Origin of the sequence: Novosphingobium sediminicola (genome assembly GCF_014196525.1) — a bacterium.
Classification (GTDB): domain Bacteria; phylum Pseudomonadota; class Alphaproteobacteria; order Sphingomonadales; family Sphingomonadaceae; genus Novosphingobium; species Novosphingobium sediminicola.
The window spans coordinates 311,847-331,280 of record NZ_JACIDX010000003.1; the positions used below are offsets into that span (position 1 = coordinate 311,847).

Sequence of the window (19,434 nt, forward strand, 5' to 3'; positions counted from 1 at the left end):
GCATGGTCAATTTACGGGCATGTTACAAAGCGACGCCTCCGATAATGTCCTGCTGGACGGGTTGAACGCCGCCGGGCCGATCAATCTGGCCGAGGCCTTTGCCGTGATGGAGCGCTGGGGGCTGGACGCGCTGGTCTGCGCCCAGCCGGTCAATGTGTTTCACGCGCTGGGCCATTGGCCCCAGATCGGGCGGACGCGCATCGGCCAACCCGCCGGGACCTTCGCCATCCTCTCGCGCAGGCAGATCGATAGGCCGGTGTTGGTCACCAGCCGGTTTCTGCATTTCTATACCTATGCCGATGGGCGCGGGCCGGTCGATGCCTTCCTCTATGACGATCTGAGCGATGGCGAGAATCTGGGACAGAATGGGGATTTTCCGCTTTGCCCGGATCGGGGACTCGCGCCTTTGTCGGCCATGGAGCAGCACCGCTTTGCCATCAGCGCGGCGGCTTTGAAGCACCGCGCTGCCTATCGTCATGCGGGCGGGGCGCTGGTGGCGGCGCTGCGCGAGATGGGCGCGTGGGGTGGGCGGATCGGCTGGGACGATGCGCTGGTGGCGGGTGTCCTGGCGCGCCATGGGCATGAAGGCGACAGCATCGCGGCGGACAATGCCATGCGCGAGATCCGCCTGATCAAATCGCCGCTGGAAATCGCGCTGATGCAGCGCGCCGCCCGCGCCAATGTCGAGGCGTTACAGGCAGTGGCGCGGGGCGCGCGGGCAGGGGCCTCCTACCGCGATCTCCACGCCCTGTTCCGCGCGGAAACGGCGGCGCGGGGCAATACGGCGGTGTTCCTCAACGTCGACCGTTCATCCTCCGAGGCCAGCCCGCATCGCATTGCCGATGGACAGGCGCTGTTCCTCGATGCGGTCAGCCATTTTCAGAACTATCACGGCGATTTCGCGCGTACGGTCTTTGTGGGCGAACCCACACGCGCCGCCGCTCGCGCAGCGGACGCCGCCGCCTTTGCCTGGCAGGCCGTGCGTGAAGAGATCAGGCCGGGCCTGCGCTTTTCCGACATCGTGCGGATCGGACAGGATGCGCTCAAACGCGGCGGCTTTGATGTTCAGGTCGGCTTTGGCCCGCATTCCTGCGGCCTCGCGCATACGGACGAGCCGGGCGAGGATGCGGGCGGCTTTTGGCGCAAGCCCGATCTGATGCTGCGCCCCGGCATGGTGATTTCGGTCGATTGCCCGGTGCTCGATTCGGGCCTTGGCGGCTCGGCCCATTGCGAAGACCTCGTCCTCATCACGCCAGACGGCTGTGAAACCATCCATTCCTCTCCTCCAGCGGTGATTGTCGTATGACCAGAAGCTTTATCCTTTCCGCCGGCATTGGCGATCCGGCGCTGGCCGATCCGGCCATGGCCGCGCAATTCGTGATCGCGGCTGAGGCGGCGGGCGTCGATCTGCTGTTGCTGGGCCGCCATGACAGTCTGCTTTTTGATCCGCAGGTGATTGCCGCATGGGCCGCGCCGCGCGTGTCGCGGCTGGGGCTGGTGCCGCTGGTGTCCAGTCGGATCGCGCATCCCTTTCATGTGGCGCGCTCGCTTTCGGCGGTCGATTATCTTTCGGGCGGGCTGCTCGGCTGGTGCCCGGTGGCGCAGGGGGGCAGCGCGGCGCAACTGGCCGATCTGGTGCGGGCAACGCGCGCGCTCTGGGATGGCTGGGATGATGATTGCCTGATCATCGACAAGGAGAGCGGGCGCTATCTGGATACGACAAAGGTGCGTCCCAGCAACTATGTCGGCACCCATTATGCGGTGCGCGGCCCGGTCAACGCCATGCGTCCGAAACAGGGGCATCCGCTGCTGGTCTGCGATGCCGCCTCGCCCTTTGCAGCACCCGGCATTGATGTGGTGATCGCCGCCGAGGGGCAGGCTTTCCCCGCCGCCGCGCGCCGTCTGCTGCGGGTCGATCCGGACGTGGATATTGCCGCCATGGCCGTGCGGTTTGCGGCGGGTGAGATCGACGGGCTGCATGTCGATCTGACCAATCCCGTTGTCGAACTGGCCCGCATCGGCAAGGCCCTTGCCCCGATTACGCAGGGTCGCCCTTCGTCGGGCACTTTGCGCGAGAGGCTGGGCCTGCCGCTGGCATCGCCGCCCACCGCGCGCAACATTCATGAGGAGATTGCCTGATGCCCCGTCCGATCCATCTCTGGGCCTTTCTTCAGGGCATCGGCCATTATCCCAGCGGATGGCGCCATCCCGGCGCCGAGCCGGAGGGCGTGTTCACCATGGATTATTACGCTCGCGTCGGGCGTCTGGTGGAAAAGGGCCGGTTTGACGCCATCGTCTTTGGCGATCAGTTGCAATCGCGCGGGGTGCGCGGGCGCACGCCCGAACATCTGGCCATGCCCACGCTTGATCCCATGGCGCTGCTTTCTGCCATCGCCTCGGTCACGCAGCATGTCGGGCTGGTGAACACGCTGTCCACCACCTATTGGTCGCCCGAAGGCTTGGCCGAGCGTTTCGCCACGATGGACCGGATGAGCGGCGGGCGCGCCGGGTGGAACATTGTCACCACCGCGCATCCCGACACCGCCCCCAATTTCGGCGATGAGGAACTGCCCGAAAAGTCGCAGCGCTATAAGATGGCCGCCCAGACCGTGGCGCAGGCGCAGGACATCTGGCGCGAGCGCAATGCCGCGCTGGGGCCTTCGCCTCAGGCGCGTCCCGTCTTCGTTCAGGCCGGGCAATCGGGCGACGGGCGCGATTTTGCCGCCAGCATTGCCGAGGCGATCTTCTGTTCGGCCCCGACCATCGAGGAAGGCATCGCGTTCCGCAATGACATGCGCGCCCGCGTGGCGGCGGCGGGGCGCGATCCCGATGCGGTGCGGATCATGCCGGGCCTGTCCTTCATCCTGGCCGAAACCGAGGCCGCCGCGATTGCCAAGGATCAGGCGATCCTCGATCTGGCCGACGAGGCGCTGTGCATCGAATATCTCTCCGAATCGCTCAATTGCGATCTGACCGGATTTGATCCGGCCGGGCCGATCCCGGTCGATCACATTCTGAGCCAGACCTGTTTCCCCAAGGCCGACATCGGCCGCGCGCTGGAAAAGCCTGCTGCGATTGGCCTGCCTTTGGGCAAATTCGCTTCGGGCTATGTGCGCACGCCACGCGGGCATAATGTGTTTCGCGGCACGGCATCGCAACTGGCCAATATGATGATCCAGTGGGTCGATGCCGGGGCCTGCGACGGCTTTACCCTGCAACCGGCCTATATGCCGGGCGAACTGGAAATCTTTGTCGAGGAAGTGGTGCCGATCCTGCAGGCGGCGGGGGCGCTGCGGATGGATTATCCGGGCAGCACGCTGCGCGAAACGATGGGCCTGCCGCGCTGGCCTGCGGATATGGCGGCGTGATCGGGGGGCTGGCGGCGCTGATGCTGATGGCGGGCGCCGCGCCCGCCGTCGAAACGCCCAATGTGCATACCGACCGCGCCGCCGTTGTCGCGCGCTGGGCCAAGGCGCCCTCGCGTTTCGTGATGGTCGATGGCGTGCCCATCCATGTGCGCGAGGAAGGGCGCAAGGGCGCGCCTGTCGTGGTCCTGCTGCATGGCTCGATTGTGAACCTGCATGAATGGGATCTGGTCGTGCCCTTGCTGGCGCGCGACTATCGCGTCGTTCGCTTTGACTGGCCGCCCTATGGCCTGTCGGGGCCGGACCCCAAGGGCGTTTACACCACGCCGCGCGCTGCCGAACTGATGGATGGGCTGATGCGGCAATTGGGGCACGACCGCTTTGCGCTGGTGTCCACCAGCAACGGGGCCAATGTCGCGTTGGAATATAATCGGGCCTATCCGGGGCACGCTACGGCGATGGCCTTTTCCATCCTGCCGCTCGAACGCCCCAGCCAGACGCGCAAGATCGGCGCGCGGATGATGGAGCTGATCGCCGAACAGAAGGCCAGGACGCCGCAATGGCGCAGCCATGCCTTTTTCCGCGAGGTGTTGAAGGATACCACGCCGCCCACCTTCGAGCCGAAGGACTGGATGGTGGACAGTATTTTCGACGCCGACAATTTGCCGGGTGCTTACGCCAATCAGGCCGCGCTGCTGGCCGCCAATGTCGAATTGTTCAAGACCGATATTGTGAAGCGCGAGACCGAGGCCGTCACCGTGCCGGTGCTGCTGCAATGGTGCACCTATGACACGGTGATCAGCCAGAGCGCGGCGCAATCCAAGGGGCGTTTCCCCAATACGCGGGTGGAATATATTGAATATCCCACGCTTGGGCATTTCCCCATGTGGGAAAATCCCAAGCTGTTCACCCGCGATCTGAAGGCCTTTCTCGACCGGGTCAGGGCCTGATCGCCCGGATCAGCAGGTTGGGCAGATAGGCATTGTCCCATTCCGCCTGTGTCGATGACGGCGCGGGCGGGGTGGCGCCGATGCGCAGCACGATCAGGTCATGCTTGGGCGAGACATAGACCACCTGATTGGAATTGCCGTCGAACAGGTAAAGATCGGGGTCGAGGTAGGGCTCGCTGTGCAGCACCTGCGGGCCCAATGTACCGGGAGCGCCAAACCCGCGCCGCTGATGATAGGGCCGGCCGATCCAGATACCCAGACCGAAATTGGGGTTCTGCGGCGTGCCTTTGCGCATTTGCGCCGTATAGCCTTTGGGCAACAACCGCTTGCCGCCCCACACGCCATCGGCATGGATCAGCATTGCCATGCGCAGATATGCCTCGGCGGGCAGATAGGTGCAGCAGCCCGAATGGGCGAGGCCCCCTTCGCGGTCGACCCAGATGGTGCCCCCCGGCGCGCCGATTTTCGCCAGCACCTCGGCCCCGACAAATTCGCCATAGCGCCGCCCGGTGGCCCGCTCGATCACCAGCGCCACCAAGTCGGACGGGGCATTGGCATAGGCATAGCGCGTGCCCGGCTCTGCGATCATCGGATAGGTGTCGATAATCTCGCGCCCATGGTCAGTGGAGAGATAGGCGGTGTTGAGCGGATGGGCCGGATCAGGGCTGAACCCCTGATCGAGCATCCCCGAACGCATGTCGAGCAGATGGCGCACCAGAATGCGGCCCTTTTGCGTGCCCCGCAATTCGGGGATGATTTCGGACAGCGGCTGGTCCAGCCCCTTGATCCGCCCCAGCGCGATGGCGCGCCCCACGGCCAGCGCGGTGATCGGCTTGGACAGCGATTTGGACAGCATCGGCGCCTGCGCATCCATGCCCGGCCCATACCAACTGTGGATCAGCGCGCCTTTGTGCCAGACCAGAAAGGCGCTGGACCGCATCGCCGCGGCATAGGCATCGCCCTTGGCCAGAGCGGCGGGATCGATGGCGGCATCGGTGTGCGCCGTCATCACTCGCCATGCCTTGGCTCCGGACAGTTTTTCCAGCGGCGCATAAGGGAAATTGCCGGGATCTTTCAGGAATTGCGCGAATCGCTGCTGATAGACTGTCTCGTCCCCGGCAACGCCTCCGGCCATCGCACTCGTGGCCAGAAATGCGCTCAGCGCCGCCATCGTGATCCTCTTTGCCCTTTGCATGTCAACAATTCCCCGCATTCATGATGGTCCCGAAGTTTTTGCAATCTGCCCATTGGTGCCGTGCATGCCTGTGCAGAGTGCGCCAATCCCCACTGTGCGGATAATTCCACCACATGCCGCATCACCGTGGGGCCAAGCGTCCATATCCCGTGCAAGTCCGAGGTTTGGAGTGCATGAGCTATGACAGGGGTAGAACGGTGCCAGGTGGGGATTGTGGGTGCAGGCCCCGTTGGCACAGTAATGGCCACCCTGCTGGCCAAGGCCGGCTATGACGTGGTGGTGTTCGAGGCGGGGCTCGATTGCGCGCAGGATCTGCGCGCGTCCACGTTCCACCCTTCGACGCTGGAAATGCTGGATGATATCGGCATCACGCAATTGCTGCTCGATCGGGGGCTGAAGGCGCCGGTCTATCATTGGCGCGACCGCGCATCGGGCGAGGTGGTCGATTTCGACCTGTCGGAAATTTCCGATGTCACGCGCTATCCCTATCGCATCCAATGCGAACAATATCACCTCTCGCGCGGGCTGGCCGAAGGGCTGGAGCAATATCCCAATGCCAAGGTGCTGTTCGGCCATCGCCTGCTGACGCTGGAGCAGGACGATACGGGTGTGAACCTGTGCGTCGAAACGATGACCGATATCGTGCGCTATCGCTGCGATTATCTGATCGGGGCCGACGGTGCCAATTCGGTGGTGCGCAAATGGCTTGGCATCGAATTCGACGGCTTCACCTATCCCGAACGTTTCCTCACCCTGTCCACCAAGCTGGAGCTGGCCGATTATCTGCCCAATCTGGCCTATGTGAACTATGTGTCGGACCCGTCCGAATGGCTGGTGCTGCTGCGCGTGCCTTCGGTGTGGCGCGTGCTGGTGCCGACCGATGCTTCGCTGGGCGATGATTATCTGAAATCCGACGAGATCAAGGACGGCATTTTCCAGCGCCTTCTGGGCACGGACATGCATGTCGAAACCGGCCACCGCACACTCTATCGCGTGCACCAGCGCGTGGCCAAGAGCTTTGGCAACGGGCGCGTCTATCTGGCCGGGGATGCGGCGCATCTCAATAACCCGCTGGGCGGGTTCGGGATGAATTCGGGCGTGCATGACGCTTTCAACCTGTTTGAAAAGCTGGACCCGGTGCTCAAGGGCTCCAAGACTAACCAGAGCCTTGCGCTCTATGATCGCCAGCGCCGCACGGTAACGCACAGCTTTACCCAGCAGCAGACGATCGAGAACATGGCCTTTATCAAGGGCGGCGCTGACGAAGCGCACAAGCGCCGCCGTCAGGCGATGCTCGACCTGAAGGCCGATGACGACAAGCGCCGCGCCTATCTGATGCGACAGGCGATGTATGAAAGCCTCTCGCAGGCCGCAGCGGTCGAGTGAATTTTCGGGCGGGGCGGTCAAACGCTCCGCCCTTCTTCCATCCAAACTAGGCACGGTCCCCCGTCCTGCCTGTAACAAGGAGTATATTCGCATGGGTGACGTTCTGGGCTGGCGCAAGCTGATGGGGGTGATTGCGCCTTCGACCAACACCACGGTGCAGCCCGACATGGAGCGCATGCGCCCGGTGGGCGTGACCAACCATTTCAGCCGCATCTACGTCGAGGACCCGCTGGCGCTTTCCAACGAGGATTTTCTGGTCGGCACACAGGCGATTTCGGACGCCACCCATGATGCGGTGCGCTCGGTCATGACGGCCAAGGTCGATTATCTCGTGCTGGGCATGTCGGCGGTGACGTTTTACGGCGGGGTCGAAGGCAGCCGCAAATGGAAGGCCGATGTCGAGGCGGTGGCCGGCGTCGGCGCCAGCACGGGGGCCGAATCGGTGGCCGCCGCGCTCAAAGCCTATGGTGGGGTCAAAACCGTCAGCTTCGTCTCGCCCTATTACCCTGTGGCCAACACCGAAGTACGCCGTTTCCTTGAGGAATCGGGCTTTGAGGTGAAGCGCGACAAGCCGCTGGAATGCAAGCGCTGGACCGACATCGCCAAGGTGACGCCGGAGGACTTGCGCCCGGTTCTGGATTATCTGGACGGCGATGATGTGGATGCCATCGTACAGGTGGGCACCAATCTTTCGATGGTCGATCTGGCCGTGGAATATGAGCAGAAATTGTCCAAGCCGGTGATTGCGATCAATACCGCGACCTACTGGCATGGCCTGCGCGCCTGCGGGATTGAGGACAAGATCGAGGGCGTGGGCCGGTTGCTGGCCGAATTCTGACCGAAATGCGCGCCCGCCTGACCGACAGGCGGGCGTATCGCGGGGATGCCTACCCGCAGGCGCGCCGCCCATGCGATGGATCCGTCACAGCAGGACGTCGGCGCCATCAACCGCCCGACGACAGGGCCGCGCATGATCGCAGCGCCGGTCCCAACTCAGGGAGAAAACCGTGATTCAGGAAGTTCTCGTACTGCGCTGGGTACACATCATCTGCATGGTCTATTGGCTGGGCGGCGAATGGGGTGTGTTTCAGACCAGCTATAATATCCTCAACCGCAAACTCTCGATGGAAGAGCGCAAGCGGCATATGGAAACCGCCTATCGCATCGACATTCTGGCGCGCACCGGCATTATCACGCTGCTGCCGCTGGGTCTGCATATGGGCAATATCTATGGGCTTCAGCCCTATGGCGGCAATTTCCTGACCTTCATGTGGATCTTTGTCGCAGGCTGGCTGGCGCTGTGCTGGGGCGCGTTCATCAAGCGCGAGACCGATATCGGCATCAAGCTGACCAAGATCGACGAATCTGTGCGCTATATCCTCATCCCCACGATCTTCTTCGTCGGCATTTCCTCGCTGCTGGGCCATGGTCCGTTCGAGGCGGGCGAGGGCCAGCGCTGGTATGCCACCAAGTTCACGCTTTATGGCTTTACGCTGTGCATCGGTCTTGGTCTGCGCTGGATTATGCGCCGCTGGACCACCGCGTTCCGCATTCTGGCCCAGGGGCCCAATCCCAAGATCGAGGCCGTGCTGGAGCGCGACTTCTTCCTCGGGCGCTGCATGGCCTATGTCTATTGGATCACGATTTCGGGCATCTGCTTCCTCGGCACGGTCAAGCCGATCTGAAGACGCCTTCTCAAAGGGGCAAAGAAGCGCGGCGGGCCAAACCCGCCGCGTTTTTTGTGTCTATGTGATATGGCATAAAAAGACCCCGGCGCCTTCTGTTGAAAGCGCCGGGGCCAAGTGCGGGTTCGTATTAACGGATCAGTTGCGATAGGTGGTCGCCGCGCGGGTCAGCACGCCCATCGGATCGGCCGCCATCGCCGGATCGGCCTTGGCCACCATCGCGCGCCAGTCTTCGGGCATATCGGCATAGCGGGCCACTTTCATCCCCGCGCTGCGCAGCGTCTGGGTGCCTAAGCCTGCTGGCATTTTCCACCAGCGTGCATAATCGGTGACATCCGTGCCATAGGCGGTCGCGCTGACAAATGCGCGTTTGGGATCAAGGGCCTCAGCAGCAGGGCTGCAGATCATGCTCATATCATTGAGCACGCGATCATTCTGCCCGGCCGTTTCCGCGCGGGCGCGGCTGTGGGTCTGGAAACAGACGGTGTCACCAATACGGAAGAAAAGCTCGGGCACGTGTTCGACCGAGAACTTCGACCCACCAATGGTCGGGGGCAATTGCAGGACGTTATCCGCGTTATAGACCACCTTGGTCGGGCCGACGGGGGCGAAAGGCACATCGACCATCGTACCGGTGATCGGATTGAGCAGCTTTTCCGCGCGCACGCCGGAATCCAGCGCGGTGCGAAAGGCCAGCTCATACTGGCTGATCACCAGTCCGCCATCGGCGGTAGGCCGCACATCCATCAGCGCGCCAAAGATCATGTCGCACATCGGGATCAGATTGGCGCCCTGCTGGGCATAATTGCGCCCGCGAAACCACCAGAACACCGGCCCCGCATCGGCGCGCATCCGCATCCGGCGCGTGATGGCGATACGGGCGGCGGCATCGGTGGGGATGCCCTCTTCGCGGGCGATCGGCGCGGCGGCCGCCATTCCGGGCATGGCCATGGCCGCGCCCAACATCGCCCCGCCCGCCATCAGCATCCGGCGGCTGATCAAATGGCTTTCATCGCAAATGTCATTCATCGTTTTTCCCCCACTGTCGGGTTTACAGGGCGCCAACCGCCCCGGACCCGATCAATTGTTCAATTTTTCCGTCATCATAGCCCAACGCACCCAACACCTCGCGCGCATCGCGCCCCGGCTGGGGCAGATGGTTTTCGGCCCCCGTCCGCAGCCCCGCCATTTCCAGCGGCACGGTCGGCAACCTGGTCTCGCGCCCGTCGTCAAGGAATACCGTCTCCAGCCCGCCTGCGGCCAACTGGGGGTCGTCGAACAATTCCTCAGGCTTGCTGACCGGGGCGAAGGGGATGCCGGTGCCTTCGAGCCGCGCGATGATTTCGGCGCGGGTGAACCCGGCCACTTTTTCGCGCACGATGGGCAGGATGCGGTCGCGGGCCAGCACGCGCTGGTTGTTGGCACGGATGCTTTCATCGGCCCACAATTGATCAAAGCCGAGCAGCGCGCAGAATTTTTCCCACAGGCTGTCCGACACCACGCCGATGAAGACCGGAAGGTCCTGCGTTTCAAACACATCATAGATCGCCCAGGCCGAAATGCGCGCAGGCATCGGCGCGGCGGGTTTTTCGGTCACGGCGAATTGCGCCATATGCTGGCCCACCAGATAGGCGGTGGTTTCAAACAGGCTGGCCACGACCTTTTGTCCGCGCCCGCTGCGGTGGCGTTCCTCCAGCGCGGCCAGAATGCCGATCACGCCGAACATCGCGCCCGTCACGTCGATCACGCTGGACCCGGCGCGCAAAGGCCGCCCCGGAGGACCGGTCATATAGGCAAGGCCCCCCATCATCTGCGCAACTTCGTCCAACGCGGTGCGGTTTTCATAAGGGCCGGGCAGGAAGCCCTTTTCGCTGCAATAAATCAGGCGCGGATTGGCATCGGCCATCGCCTCATAGGACAGGCCCATGCGATCGAGCGCGCCGGGGCGGAAATTCTCGACCAGAATATCGGCGCCGAGCACCAGATCGCGCGCCACCGCCACGCCATCGGCGCTTTTCAGATCAAGGCAGATCGATTGCTTGCCTCGGTTATACATCGGGAAATAGCCCGAGCCGGAACCGAGCAGCCGCCGTGTGGTATCGCCGCCGATGGGTTCGATGCGGATGACATCGGCGCCAAGGCTGGCGAGGATATGGCCCACCGCCGGACCCATCACCATATGGGTGAACTCGATCACGCGGATGCCCGCCAGAGGGGTGGGGTTCTGGCTCATTGGGCGATCCTTTCCTGATAATCCATCATCACGCCCGCATCGGGGGTGAAACCATAAAGCGGCTCATCCGGCAGGGCTTCGGCCAGAATGGCGCGCACTTTCAGCAGCTTTTCCAGATCGATGCCGGTTTTGTAGCCCATCGCGTTAAGCATCAGCACCAGATCCTCGGTGACCAGATTGCCCGAGGCCCCCGGCGCATAGGGACAGCCGCCAAGGCCGCCCAGCGAGGCATCCAATGTGGTGATCCCTTCATCCAGCCCCGCCAGCGCATTGGCCAGACCCAGCCCGCGCGTATTATGCAGGTGGAGTGTGGTCAGCGCATCGCCCACCTGCGCGCGCACGGCGCGCACCAATCGGCGAACTTGTGCCGGATCGGCATAGCCGGTGGTGTCGGACAGGCTCAGTTCCTTGGCCCCGGCCTCGATGCTGGCCGCTGCCATGCGCACCACGGTGGCCTGCGGCACGGCGCCCTCGATGGTGCAGCCAAAGGCGGTGGAGAGGCCGACCGCGAAATGGGCGCCCGCTTCGGCCGCGATCCGGCCCATGGCGCGGATTTCCTCGATCATCTGCGTGTGGTCCTTGCGGACATTGCGGATCGAATGGGTCTCGCTCATCGAGAAAGGCGCGGAAAAGCCATGCACACCCGCCTCGACCGCGCGCGCCGCGCCCTTGGCATTGGGCACCAGCGCGACCACGTTCAAGCCCTCGATCCCGCGCGCGAAACGCACCAGTTCGGCGGTATCGGCCATTTGCGGCAAGAGGCTGGGGGGCACGAAACTGCCCACCTCGATTTCAGGCACGCCGCAGGCGGCCTCGGCCGCGATCCACGCCTTTTTGGCCTCCAGCGGCATGACGGGCTTGATCGATTGCAGCCCGTCGCGCGGGCCGACTTCGGAGATGGTGATGAAAGTCATAGATAGATCCACGGGCGCGCCGTGCGGTCGGCATGGGTCCATGCGGCGATGGCGGTGCGCGATTTCAGGGTAAGGTCGATGGCGTCCAGCCCTTCAAGGAGCATGTCCTTGGCCTCGGCCTCGATGGGGAAAGAATAGGTTTCATCGCCGCAGGTCAGCGTCTGGGCGGCAAGGTTGATATAGACCTCACGCCCCGCGATGCTTTCCACCGCCTCACGCGGCAGGACCAGCGGGAGCAAGCCGTTGCGGATGCAATTGGCGGCAAAGATCGGCGCAAAACCGGGGGCAATGATGCAGCGCACGCCATATTCGGCCAGCGCCCAGACGGCATGTTCGCGGCTGGAGCCGCAGCCGAAATTGGCGCCGCCCGCGATGATCCGCGCGCCCGCATATTCAGGCCGGTTCAGCACGAAATCGGGATTGGGCACGCGCCCCTCGACATAGCGCCATCCGGCAAACAGGCCCTCGGCCAATCCGGTACGCCCGGTCGATTTCATCTCGCGGCTGGGGATGATGGCGTCGGTGTCGATATTGTCGAACATCATCGGCGCGGCGATGGCGGACAGGGTGGTAAAGGGGGTCATGCCTGCGGCTCCAGATCACGCGGATCGGCAATTGCGCCTGCAATCGCGCTGGCCACGACGACTTCGGGGCTGGCGATATGGGTGCGGATGCCGGGGCCTTGGCGGCCTTCGAAATTGCGGTTGGTGCTGCTGATGCTGCGGCTGCCCGCCGGGAAACTCTCGCCGCCGGCAAAGAAGCAGAGCGAGCAGCCGCTTTCCCGCCATTCAAAGCCCGCTTCGGCAAAGATCTTGTCCAGCCCTTCGGCCTCTGCGGCGCGTTTGACCGCCCCGCTGCCCGGCACGACCAGAGCCTTCTGGATCGAGGGAGCGATATGGCGCCCTTTGACCAGCGCGGCGGCGCGGCGCAGATCGGACAGACGCGCATTGGTGCAGGAGCCGATGAAGGCAACGTCAATGGGCGTGCCGATGATCGCCGCACCGGGGGCAAGGCCGATATAGTCATGCGCACGGGTTGGCCCGCTGGGCACCACACCGTCGATAGGGATCGCATGTTCGGGGCTGGTGCCCCATGTGATCATCGGGGCAATCGCGGCGGCATCGATCACGATGGTGCGGTCGAAACGCGCGCCTTCGTCGGAATGCAGGCTCGTCCAATAGGGGGCATCGAAAGCCGTCGGCGCATAGCGGCGGCCCGCCAGATAGGCATAGGTTTTCTCATCGGGCGCGATGATCGCGGCCATGGCGGCAAATTCGGTGGCCATGTTGCACAGGGTCATGCGCGCCTCAATGTCGAGCGCCCGCACCGCAGGCCCGGCAAATTCGACCACATGGCCCGCGCCGCCGCCCGCGCCATGTGCCGCGATCAGCGCCAGCGCCATATCCTTGGCCGTCACGCCGGGGCGCAGCGCGCCGTCAAAGCGCACCAGCATCGTCTTTGGCCGGGGCAGGCGCAGCACGCCGGTCGCCATCGCATGTTCGGCCTCGGACGATCCTATGCCCCATGCCAGCGCGCCCAGCGCCCCTTGCGTACAGGTGTGGCTGTCGGGCGCGACCAGTGTGCAGCCGGGCAGCACGATGCCCAGTTCGGGCGAGATGACATGGGTGATGCCCTGATCCGGGTCGGTCACATCGAACAGGGTGATGCCCGCCGCGATGGCCGCGGCGCGGGTCTCGGTGATGAAAGCCTGTCCGCCCAGCATCAAAGTCTTGTCGCCACGGCCGGGGCGGGTATCGACGATATGGTCCATCACCGCAAAGACGCGGCGCGGATCAACCACCGGCCGCCCCGCCGATGCCATGCTTTTAAGCGCCGATGCCCCGGTGCGTTCATGCAAAAACACCCGGTCAATCGCCACCAGATCCGATCCTGCGGGTGTGGTGGCGGTGACATGCGCGTCCCAGATCTTGTCGGCCAAGGTGAGCGGCAGCGTGAGGGCCATTACGCCGCACCCCCCAGATCGACGATGACCTTGCCGCTGGACGCGCCCGAAAGCAGGCGTTCGACCGCATCGTAAATGCCTTCGAGGCCGGAAAAGCGCGGCGTGTCGAAATGCACCTTCACCTTGCCCTCGGCATAGAGCGCGAAGAGTTTTTCGCGGGCTTCGGGCCAATGCGGGGTCAGCAGGCCGTTCATGAAGCCGCGCACAGAAGCGCCCTTGTAATAGATCGCGTTGGCGATGCGCGGGCCGCTGATGATTTCGGGCACGCCGTTGAGATCGGCCGCCGCGCCGCCCACCACCAGCCGCCCATGGTTGGCCAGATTGGCAAGGAAGGCGTCGAAGATCGCGCCTGAAACGGTATCGACCGCCACATCAATGGCATTGGGATATTCGCTGCCCAGCACCATGGCGACATCCTCGGCGCGATAGTCGATCACCCGCGTGGCGCCCAGCGAGCGCACGAAAGCGGCCTTTTGTGCGCCCCCGCAGACCGCCACGACATGGCATCCGCGCGCCGCCGCGATCTGGACGAGGAAATGGCCGAGGCCCCCCGCCGCCGCCGAAATCGCCACTGTCTCGCCCGGCTGCAATTGCCCGATGACGTCGAGCGCGACCATCGCCGAAACCCCGGTGCTGCACAGCGCCAGCCAGTCGGGATCGGCCGAGGGAACCTTCAGGAAATTGGCGGCGGGCGCGATATTGGCCTCGCGGTATCCGCCGGTAAAGCGCGTGGTGACCACCGCATCGCCCGGTGCGAAATCGGCAACGCCTTCGCCCACGGCCTCCACCACGCCCAGCGCCTCGACCCCGGTGTAGGTGGGCAGGGCGATCTTCACGTAATCGACGGCGTCGCGCGCGATCTGCGTGTCGAAAATGCCGTTGATCCCGCAATAGAGGTTGCGCACGCGCAATTCCCCCGGCGCCGGATCGCTCAAGGGCAATTCCCGGATCACGCAACCTTCGCGGAACGAGGGGGCGATGGTTTCAAGCCGGATCGCGCAGTAGGTGTTCAAGCCGGAAGTGCTCACGCGGGAAAGCCCAGACAGCCGGGGTTCAACTGCCCCTTGGGATCGACCACCGATTTGACCGCGTCCAGCACGCGTAGGAAGGCCTCATCGCGGCTCTCGCGGTATTTGTACGAACGCCCGATCTGGAAATGGGCGCAGCCATAGCTCTCGGCAATCCGCTTCACCTTCTCGCGCGCGGCGGCGACCATGGCGCTCGCCTCGGGCGCATCGCCCAACTGCTTCAGGCGGGCCAGATGCGCGGGTTCGACCATGCTTTCATGCACCGGGCGATAGCCCTGCGGCCAGAAGAACACCGGTTCCATGCACACGGCATTGTTGTGCAGCGTGGAGAAGAGGAAGCCGGTGTGGATGCCAAGACGGTCGAATTCGCTCGCCATCTCGTCGAAATAGGCCTTGATGTCGGCAAACATCTTGGGCGCGTTCGACAGTGAGACCTGACCATGCACCGGAATCCAGCTTTCGCCCTCGGGCCCAAGGATCGAGTTGGGCGGGGGGAAAGGCATCGCGCGGATCACCTTGGCGATGGTGTTGGCGATTTCGACGCCGTCATATTGCGCGGCAATCTCGCGCGCCTTGGCGATGTCGGCGGCCACCGCTTCCTTGCAGCGACCCTCGGCGGTGATGTGGAGGGGATATTCCTCCTCCTCGATAAAGCTGCGCCCGGCGGTGGCGATCTTGAGGCCGGCCTTGAGCGCGCCGAATACCGACTTTTCCTTGGCCATCACCGCGCCCAGCGCTTTGACGTCGTTGGTCATGCCCATGCGGCGCATCCGCACCTTGGTCAGGCCCGGATCAAAGCCGCAGGTTTCCGAGGCGATCCCGGCGCGCGCCATTTCCGCCAGCGCCTCCAGCATGATCGGCCCGGTCTTGAAGCTGAAGCTGACCGAATCCTCGAACTGCGGGCGGCGCATCAGGCGGAAAGTGACCTCGGCCTTGAGGCCCAGCGTGCCCGCATCGCCCATGAACAGGCCCGCCAGATCAGGGCCGTAATGACGATAGAAGGGCGTTTCCCCATCCGGTCCGCGCGCTCCGGTTTTCAGCACGCTGCCATCGGCCAGCACCATCGTGATCGCAATCACGCTTTCGGTCGAGGTGCCGTACTGTGCGCAACCGAACATGGCATTATGGTTCGACAGACCGCCGCCGATGGTCGAATATATCCCGCTCATCGGCCCCCAGAACGGCAGGCGCAGGCCCAGCGGCTGCAACGCATCGTCGATGGCCTTCCACGAGATGCCCGCCTCGACGGTGATCGTCATATCCTCTTCGCGGATCGAAAGGATGCGGTTCATCCGCAAGGTGTCGATCGAAATGGTGGTATCGGTGGTCGGGATATAGCCGCTGGTATAGGTCATGCCCGCGCCGCGCGGGGCAAGGTCCACGCCCGCCTCGACCGCGACCTTGACCACGGCGGCCAGTTCGGCGGTATTGCCCGGCGAAACGATCAGCATCACCGTATGGTCCGATGCGCTCCAGATGTCTTCGCTGAACAGACGGCGGCTCGCCTCATCCTCGCGCAGATTGGCCTCGCCCACGATTGAGGCAAGGCGCGAACGCAGGTCGGCGGGGCAAGGGGCGGAAATTGTTGCGGTTTCCTGAGACATGACGGCCTTTCGGATCGAATGGGGTTTAAAATAGGCAAGTGGACCGGGCGGCGGGGGGCAGGCGGAAGATCTATCCTCCTGTCGGATGAAGCGATCAGGCCACGAGGGCCGCCGCCGACAGACCCGCGAGCCGCCCCAGCGTGACCGCCGTGCACAGCCCCATCGCGGGCAGATAGCCCCAATGAGCAGGCCCCGAGACGCTGCGCGCCGCGCCGCCTCCGGCAAACAGATTGGGCAATGGCGTGCCATCCTCGCGCAGCACGCGGGCCGCGCCGTCGATTTGCAGCCCGCCCTGCGTGTGATAGATCGCGCCCACCACCTTGAAGGCGGCCAAGGCGCCCTGCGGCGGGGCGGCATCGTCCCAGCATCGGCCCATGGTGTCGGGGCGGCCCTGCGCCTTGGCCTGCGCGGCTTCGGCCAGAGCGGCGGTCAGGGCCTCGGCAGGCACGCCGATGGACTGCGCCAGACAGGCCGCATCCGCGCCGCGTCGGGCCGCGTTCAGGCTGGCCAGCGTCTTCATTTCGGGCGTATAGGCCTGCGCCGCATCGATGCGTTCATCAAGGATGACCCAGCACGGCCCCCCTTGCGCCATCACCGGGTGGACCATCCCGGCAATGTCCTCGCTCTCGTCGCAGAACCGTTCGCCCGCCGCATTGACGATGATCCCGCCATCGACAATCACGCCCGGCACCACCGAAATCCCCTGCTGATCGGTCAGCATGGCATAGCCCTGATAGGCCCCCATATCGCCCAACGCGGCCCCCAGTTTCCGCCCCAGCAGGACGGCGGTGCCATCGCTGCCCTCATGCCCATTGTTGCGGGCCTCGGCCATCGAGGGGATATATTGCGCCAGCAGATCGTGGTTCGCCGCATAGCCCCCGCTGGCCAGGATCAGGCTCTCGCAGCCCACCTGCTCCACCGATCCATCGGGGCGGCGCAGGCTGACGCCCAACACGCGGCCCGCATCATCGGCATGGATTTCCACCAGCCGCGCGCCCAGCATCACCATCACGCCCTCATCCTCAAGGCGTTGGTGCAGCAGATCGACCATGTCCTGTCCGTCATGGCCGTGCCAGCCATGCATGCGATAGGTGGACAGGCCATAGGAGGGGCGGAAACCCATATCGAGTTCCCACGGCATCGACAGCCGCCCGGCCATCCAGTCCAGCGTCGGCCCGGAATGGTCGGCAATCGCGCGGGCGATGACCGGATCGGTGGCTCCGCGCGTCTTGGCGATGATGTCGTCGTAATAGGCATCGGCGCTGTCGCTGATGCCCTTGGCCGCCTGTGCGCGGGTGCCCGCCGCGCAGATCAGGCCCATCGACATGCCGGTCGTGCCCATGGGCCGCTCATCGGCCTCGACCAGCAGCACTTCGGCCCCGGCATCGCGGGCGGAAAGCGCCGCGATGCAACCGCAGGCGCCCCCTCCAACCACCAGTACGGGAATGGAAAATTCAAATTCCATTAGCCTGCGTCCCGCACCATATCGTCGGCCATCTCACCGCTGGCCACATCATCGGACAGGGTGGCGGCCTCGTTCTCCTGCTGGACGATGCGCAGGATGCGGGCGATATATTCCTGGTTCCACATCTGCCGCTCGGCGCTGGCCGAGGCGTCGGGGGCAAAGGTGTCGATCTCGCCTTCCACCAGAACGCCCTTGGCCTTGAGCAGGCGTTCCAGCGTATCGGCGCGCTGATGCGCCACGGCCAGCTCCTGCATCAGGCTCATGGTGATGGCCAGCACGCGCTCGACCTGCGGATCAAGGAAATAGGGGCGCTTGCCGGCGGGCTTGGCTCCGGCTTCGTTCAGGGCGTCGTTAAAGCTCATGCCACAGCTCCGATCACATGCCATGCAGCCTTGCGGCCATAATCCTCGGTGTTGTCCTCGGCGGCGTCGGGAAAGATCTCGCGGTCCACCACGCCATAGACGCCGCCATGGATGATCTTGGCCCGATCGAACCCGGCGCGTTCCATTTCCGCGTCCAGATCCATCTCGTGCATCCGGCTCCAGAAGGGCTCGTTGTTATAAAAGGCATCCCAGTCGCGCATGGCCTGCTCGAACAGGGGCATGTCGGGGGCATATTGCGGTTGTTCGACATGCAGCACGATGCCGCCGGGCCGCAGCAGGCGGTGGCTTTCGGCAAAGATGTTGCGCAGCGCGCGGGTCGACAGTTCGTGCAGGAACATGGTCGTCTGCACCCAGTCGAAGCTGCCATCCTCGAAAATGCCGGTCAGATCCTCGGCGCTGGCCTGAACAAAGCGGACATTGTTGATCCCCAGCGATTTCGCCCGCGCCAGACCATAGCGCAGCACCGGCGCGCCCAGATCGACAATCGTCAGTTCCGCATCGGGAAAGGCCGCCGCCAGCGGCAGGCTGGAATGGCCCACCGTGCCGCCGAATTCGAGGATCTTTTTGGGCGCGAAATCGGGCAGGTTTTTCTTCACCCACTGCACCACGGCATGCCCGCCGCCATCGGAATATTTGCCCAGCAAGCCGCCGGTGGTGACGAAACCGGCATGGTCGTAATTGGCGCCATTGGTGAAATCATCGGGTGCATATTCGCGGTGATAGCTGCCCGGCATGCAATGGTGATCGACCGCGGAAACATAGCGCGGGATCGCCAGCGCAGGGTTGAGCACCAGCCGGTCATCGCCTTCGATCAGCGCCTTGCCGCGTTCGTTCAGTTCTTCGCGCTGGCGGATCACGGTCCATCGGCCTGCCTGCTGGCGCTGCTCCATCGTCATGCGGCGCAGGGCCGACCATGTGCAGAACGCAGGGTCTTCCAGCATCGCCTTGCGCGCCTCGTGGCGGGTGGCGATGGGGCGGCCATGGGCGGCGGCAAAGCCGGGGGCGACCCGCGCGTCATAGGCGGCCTTGACGCCGGGCACGACGCGCGCGGCCAGATGGCGGTTCATCTGCGCCAGAAAATTGATCCGTTCGATCTCATCATGGCTGGTTTGCGGAAAGACGCCATGGCGGCCGATCACCCGATAATCGGGCGGGCCATCATAGGATGCGGCGGGGCTGTTCGGGCGCTTGGTTTCGGCCACGGGGCTTGTCCTTGATTGTGTTTGCCGGGATGGGGGATTGCCTGTCGCGTGGGGCAAACCT

At 64.2% G+C, this 19,434-nt stretch carries 18 protein-coding genes; 7 read left to right on the top strand and 11 right to left on the bottom strand.

Going from position 1 to position 19,434, the window contains the following annotated elements:
- Positions 1-19 precede the first annotated feature (19 nt).
- The 4 genes from GGR38_RS05570 to GGR38_RS05585 are packed head-to-tail and all read left to right on the top strand — an operon-like array spanning position 20 to position 4,315.
- Positions 20-1,306: a M24 family metallopeptidase gene (locus tag GGR38_RS05570; protein ID WP_183623511.1), complete on the top strand. Its 1,287-nt coding sequence runs from the start codon at positions 20-22 to the stop codon at positions 1,304-1,306.
- Entirely contained in the window at positions 1,303-2,139 is an 837-nt protein-coding gene (locus GGR38_RS05575; protein WP_183623513.1) for an LLM class flavin-dependent oxidoreductase, read from the top strand. The genes GGR38_RS05570 and GGR38_RS05575 overlap by 4 nt, the downstream gene beginning before the upstream one ends.
- Positions 2,139-3,368, top strand: a complete 1,230-nt coding sequence (locus tag GGR38_RS05580; RefSeq protein ID WP_246404245.1) for an LLM class flavin-dependent oxidoreductase — start codon at positions 2,139-2,141, stop codon at positions 3,366-3,368. The genes GGR38_RS05575 and GGR38_RS05580 overlap by 1 nt, the downstream gene beginning before the upstream one ends.
- The gene (locus GGR38_RS05585; RefSeq protein WP_343058994.1) at positions 3,365-4,315 is read left to right on the top strand and encodes an alpha/beta fold hydrolase; all 951 of its coding nucleotides are present in this window, start codon (positions 3,365-3,367) and stop codon (positions 4,313-4,315) included. Before GGR38_RS05580 ends, GGR38_RS05585 begins: the two co-directional genes overlap by 4 nt.
- On the opposite strand, the gene GGR38_RS05590 is transcribed toward GGR38_RS05585, so the two are convergent.
- Positions 4,305-5,486, bottom strand: coding sequence for a serine hydrolase domain-containing protein (locus GGR38_RS05590; protein WP_183623515.1), 1,182 nt, complete (start codon positions 5,484-5,486; stop codon positions 4,305-4,307). The two genes, GGR38_RS05585 and GGR38_RS05590, sit on opposite strands and share 11 nt — an antisense overlap.
- Positions 5,487-5,690: 204 nt before the next feature.
- Here GGR38_RS05590 and GGR38_RS05595 point away from each other — a divergent pair, with 204 nt between their 5' ends.
- The 3 genes from GGR38_RS05595 to GGR38_RS05605 all read left to right on the top strand — a co-directional run bounded on the left by GGR38_RS05595 (position 5,691) and on the right by GGR38_RS05605 (position 8,581).
- On the top strand, positions 5,691-6,896 hold the full coding sequence (locus GGR38_RS05595) for an FAD-dependent oxidoreductase (protein WP_183623517.1): 1,206 nt from the start codon (positions 5,691-5,693) through the stop codon (positions 6,894-6,896).
- A 91-nt stretch (positions 6,897-6,987) separates the two neighbouring features.
- The gene (locus tag GGR38_RS05600) at positions 6,988-7,734 is read left to right on the top strand and encodes a maleate cis-trans isomerase family protein (RefSeq protein WP_183623519.1); all 747 of its coding nucleotides are present in this window, start codon (positions 6,988-6,990) and stop codon (positions 7,732-7,734) included.
- Positions 7,735-7,903: 169 nt separating this feature from the next.
- Entirely contained in the window at positions 7,904-8,581 is a 678-nt protein-coding gene (locus tag GGR38_RS05605; protein ID WP_343058995.1) for a hypothetical protein, read from the top strand.
- Positions 8,582-8,719: 138 nt separating this feature from the next.
- Here GGR38_RS05605 and GGR38_RS05610 read toward each other — a convergent pair whose 3' ends face one another.
- The 10 genes from GGR38_RS05610 to GGR38_RS24535 form a co-directional block, all read right to left on the bottom strand.
- Positions 8,720-9,610, bottom strand: coding sequence for a hypothetical protein (locus tag GGR38_RS05610; RefSeq protein WP_183623520.1), 891 nt, complete (start codon positions 9,608-9,610; stop codon positions 8,720-8,722).
- Between the two features lie 22 nt (positions 9,611-9,632).
- The gene (locus tag GGR38_RS05615; RefSeq protein WP_183623521.1) at positions 9,633-10,814 is read right to left on the bottom strand and encodes a CaiB/BaiF CoA transferase family protein; all 1,182 of its coding nucleotides are present in this window, start codon (positions 10,812-10,814) and stop codon (positions 9,633-9,635) included.
- Positions 10,811-11,728, bottom strand: coding sequence for a hydroxymethylglutaryl-CoA lyase (locus GGR38_RS05620; RefSeq protein WP_183623522.1), 918 nt, complete (start codon positions 11,726-11,728; stop codon positions 10,811-10,813). Before GGR38_RS05620 ends, GGR38_RS05615 begins: the two co-directional genes overlap by 4 nt.
- Complete coding sequence (gene leuD, locus GGR38_RS05625; RefSeq protein ID WP_183623523.1) at positions 11,725-12,312, bottom strand: 3-isopropylmalate dehydratase small subunit; 588 nt, start codon at positions 12,310-12,312, stop codon at positions 11,725-11,727. Before leuD ends, GGR38_RS05620 begins: the two co-directional genes overlap by 4 nt.
- Complete coding sequence (locus tag GGR38_RS05630) at positions 12,309-13,691, bottom strand: 3-isopropylmalate dehydratase large subunit (protein ID WP_183623524.1); 1,383 nt, start codon at positions 13,689-13,691, stop codon at positions 12,309-12,311. The genes leuD and GGR38_RS05630 overlap by 4 nt, the downstream gene beginning before the upstream one ends.
- Positions 13,691-14,719: a zinc-binding dehydrogenase gene (locus GGR38_RS05635; protein WP_343058996.1), complete on the bottom strand. Its 1,029-nt coding sequence runs from the start codon at positions 14,717-14,719 to the stop codon at positions 13,691-13,693. Before GGR38_RS05635 ends, GGR38_RS05630 begins: the two co-directional genes overlap by 1 nt.
- A complete protein-coding gene (locus tag GGR38_RS05640) occupies positions 14,716-16,323 on the bottom strand; it encodes an FAD-binding oxidoreductase (RefSeq protein WP_183623525.1) in 1,608 nt (535 codons plus the stop codon). Before GGR38_RS05640 ends, GGR38_RS05635 begins: the two co-directional genes overlap by 4 nt.
- A 94-nt stretch (positions 16,324-16,417) precedes the next feature.
- Positions 16,418-17,788 carry an FAD-dependent oxidoreductase gene (locus GGR38_RS05645; RefSeq protein ID WP_183623526.1) on the bottom strand — a complete coding sequence of 457 codons (1,371 nt, stop codon included), beginning with the start codon at positions 17,786-17,788 and terminating at the stop codon, positions 16,418-16,420.
- Positions 17,788-18,150 (bottom strand): hypothetical protein, encoded by a 363-nt coding sequence (locus tag GGR38_RS05650; RefSeq protein ID WP_183623528.1) that lies wholly within the window; start codon positions 18,148-18,150, stop codon positions 17,788-17,790. Before GGR38_RS05650 ends, GGR38_RS05645 begins: the two co-directional genes overlap by 1 nt.
- Entirely contained in the window at positions 18,147-19,373 is a 1,227-nt protein-coding gene (locus GGR38_RS24535) for a class I SAM-dependent methyltransferase (RefSeq protein WP_343058997.1), read from the bottom strand. Before GGR38_RS24535 ends, GGR38_RS05650 begins: the two co-directional genes overlap by 4 nt.
- Positions 19,374-19,434: the final 61 nt, after the last annotated feature.

Bases quoted from the DNA above. Each gene is read 5' to 3' on its own strand.
- GGR38_RS05570 (WP_183623511.1), top strand. From the start codon at position 20: ATGTTACAAAGCGACGCCTCCGATAATGTCCTGCTGGACGGGTTGAAC.
- GGR38_RS05575 (WP_183623513.1), top strand. From the start codon at position 1,303: ATGACCAGAAGCTTTATCCTTTCCGCCGGCATTGGCGATCCGGCGCTG.
- GGR38_RS05580 (WP_246404245.1), top strand. From the start codon at position 2,139: ATGCCCCGTCCGATCCATCTCTGGGCCTTTCTTCAGGGCATCGGCCAT.
- GGR38_RS05590 (WP_183623515.1), bottom strand. From the start codon at position 5,486: ATGGCGGCGCTGAGCGCATTTCTGGCCACGAGTGCGATGGCCGGAGGC.
- GGR38_RS05595 (WP_183623517.1), top strand. From the start codon at position 5,691: ATGACAGGGGTAGAACGGTGCCAGGTGGGGATTGTGGGTGCAGGCCCC.
- GGR38_RS05600 (WP_183623519.1), top strand. From the start codon at position 6,988: ATGGGTGACGTTCTGGGCTGGCGCAAGCTGATGGGGGTGATTGCGCCT.
- GGR38_RS05610 (WP_183623520.1), bottom strand. From the start codon at position 9,610: ATGAATGACATTTGCGATGAAAGCCATTTGATCAGCCGCCGGATGCTG.
- GGR38_RS05615 (WP_183623521.1), bottom strand. From the start codon at position 10,814: ATGAGCCAGAACCCCACCCCTCTGGCGGGCATCCGCGTGATCGAGTTC.
- GGR38_RS05620 (WP_183623522.1), bottom strand. From the start codon at position 11,728: ATGACTTTCATCACCATCTCCGAAGTCGGCCCGCGCGACGGGCTGCAA.
- leuD (WP_183623523.1), bottom strand. From the start codon at position 12,312: ATGACCCCCTTTACCACCCTGTCCGCCATCGCCGCGCCGATGATGTTC.
- GGR38_RS05630 (WP_183623524.1), bottom strand. From the start codon at position 13,691: ATGGCCCTCACGCTGCCGCTCACCTTGGCCGACAAGATCTGGGACGCG.
- GGR38_RS05640 (WP_183623525.1), bottom strand. From the start codon at position 16,323: ATGTCTCAGGAAACCGCAACAATTTCCGCCCCTTGCCCCGCCGACCTG.
- GGR38_RS05645 (WP_183623526.1), bottom strand. From the start codon at position 17,788: ATGGAATTTGAATTTTCCATTCCCGTACTGGTGGTTGGAGGGGGCGCC.
- GGR38_RS05650 (WP_183623528.1), bottom strand. From the start codon at position 18,150: ATGAGCTTTAACGACGCCCTGAACGAAGCCGGAGCCAAGCCCGCCGGC.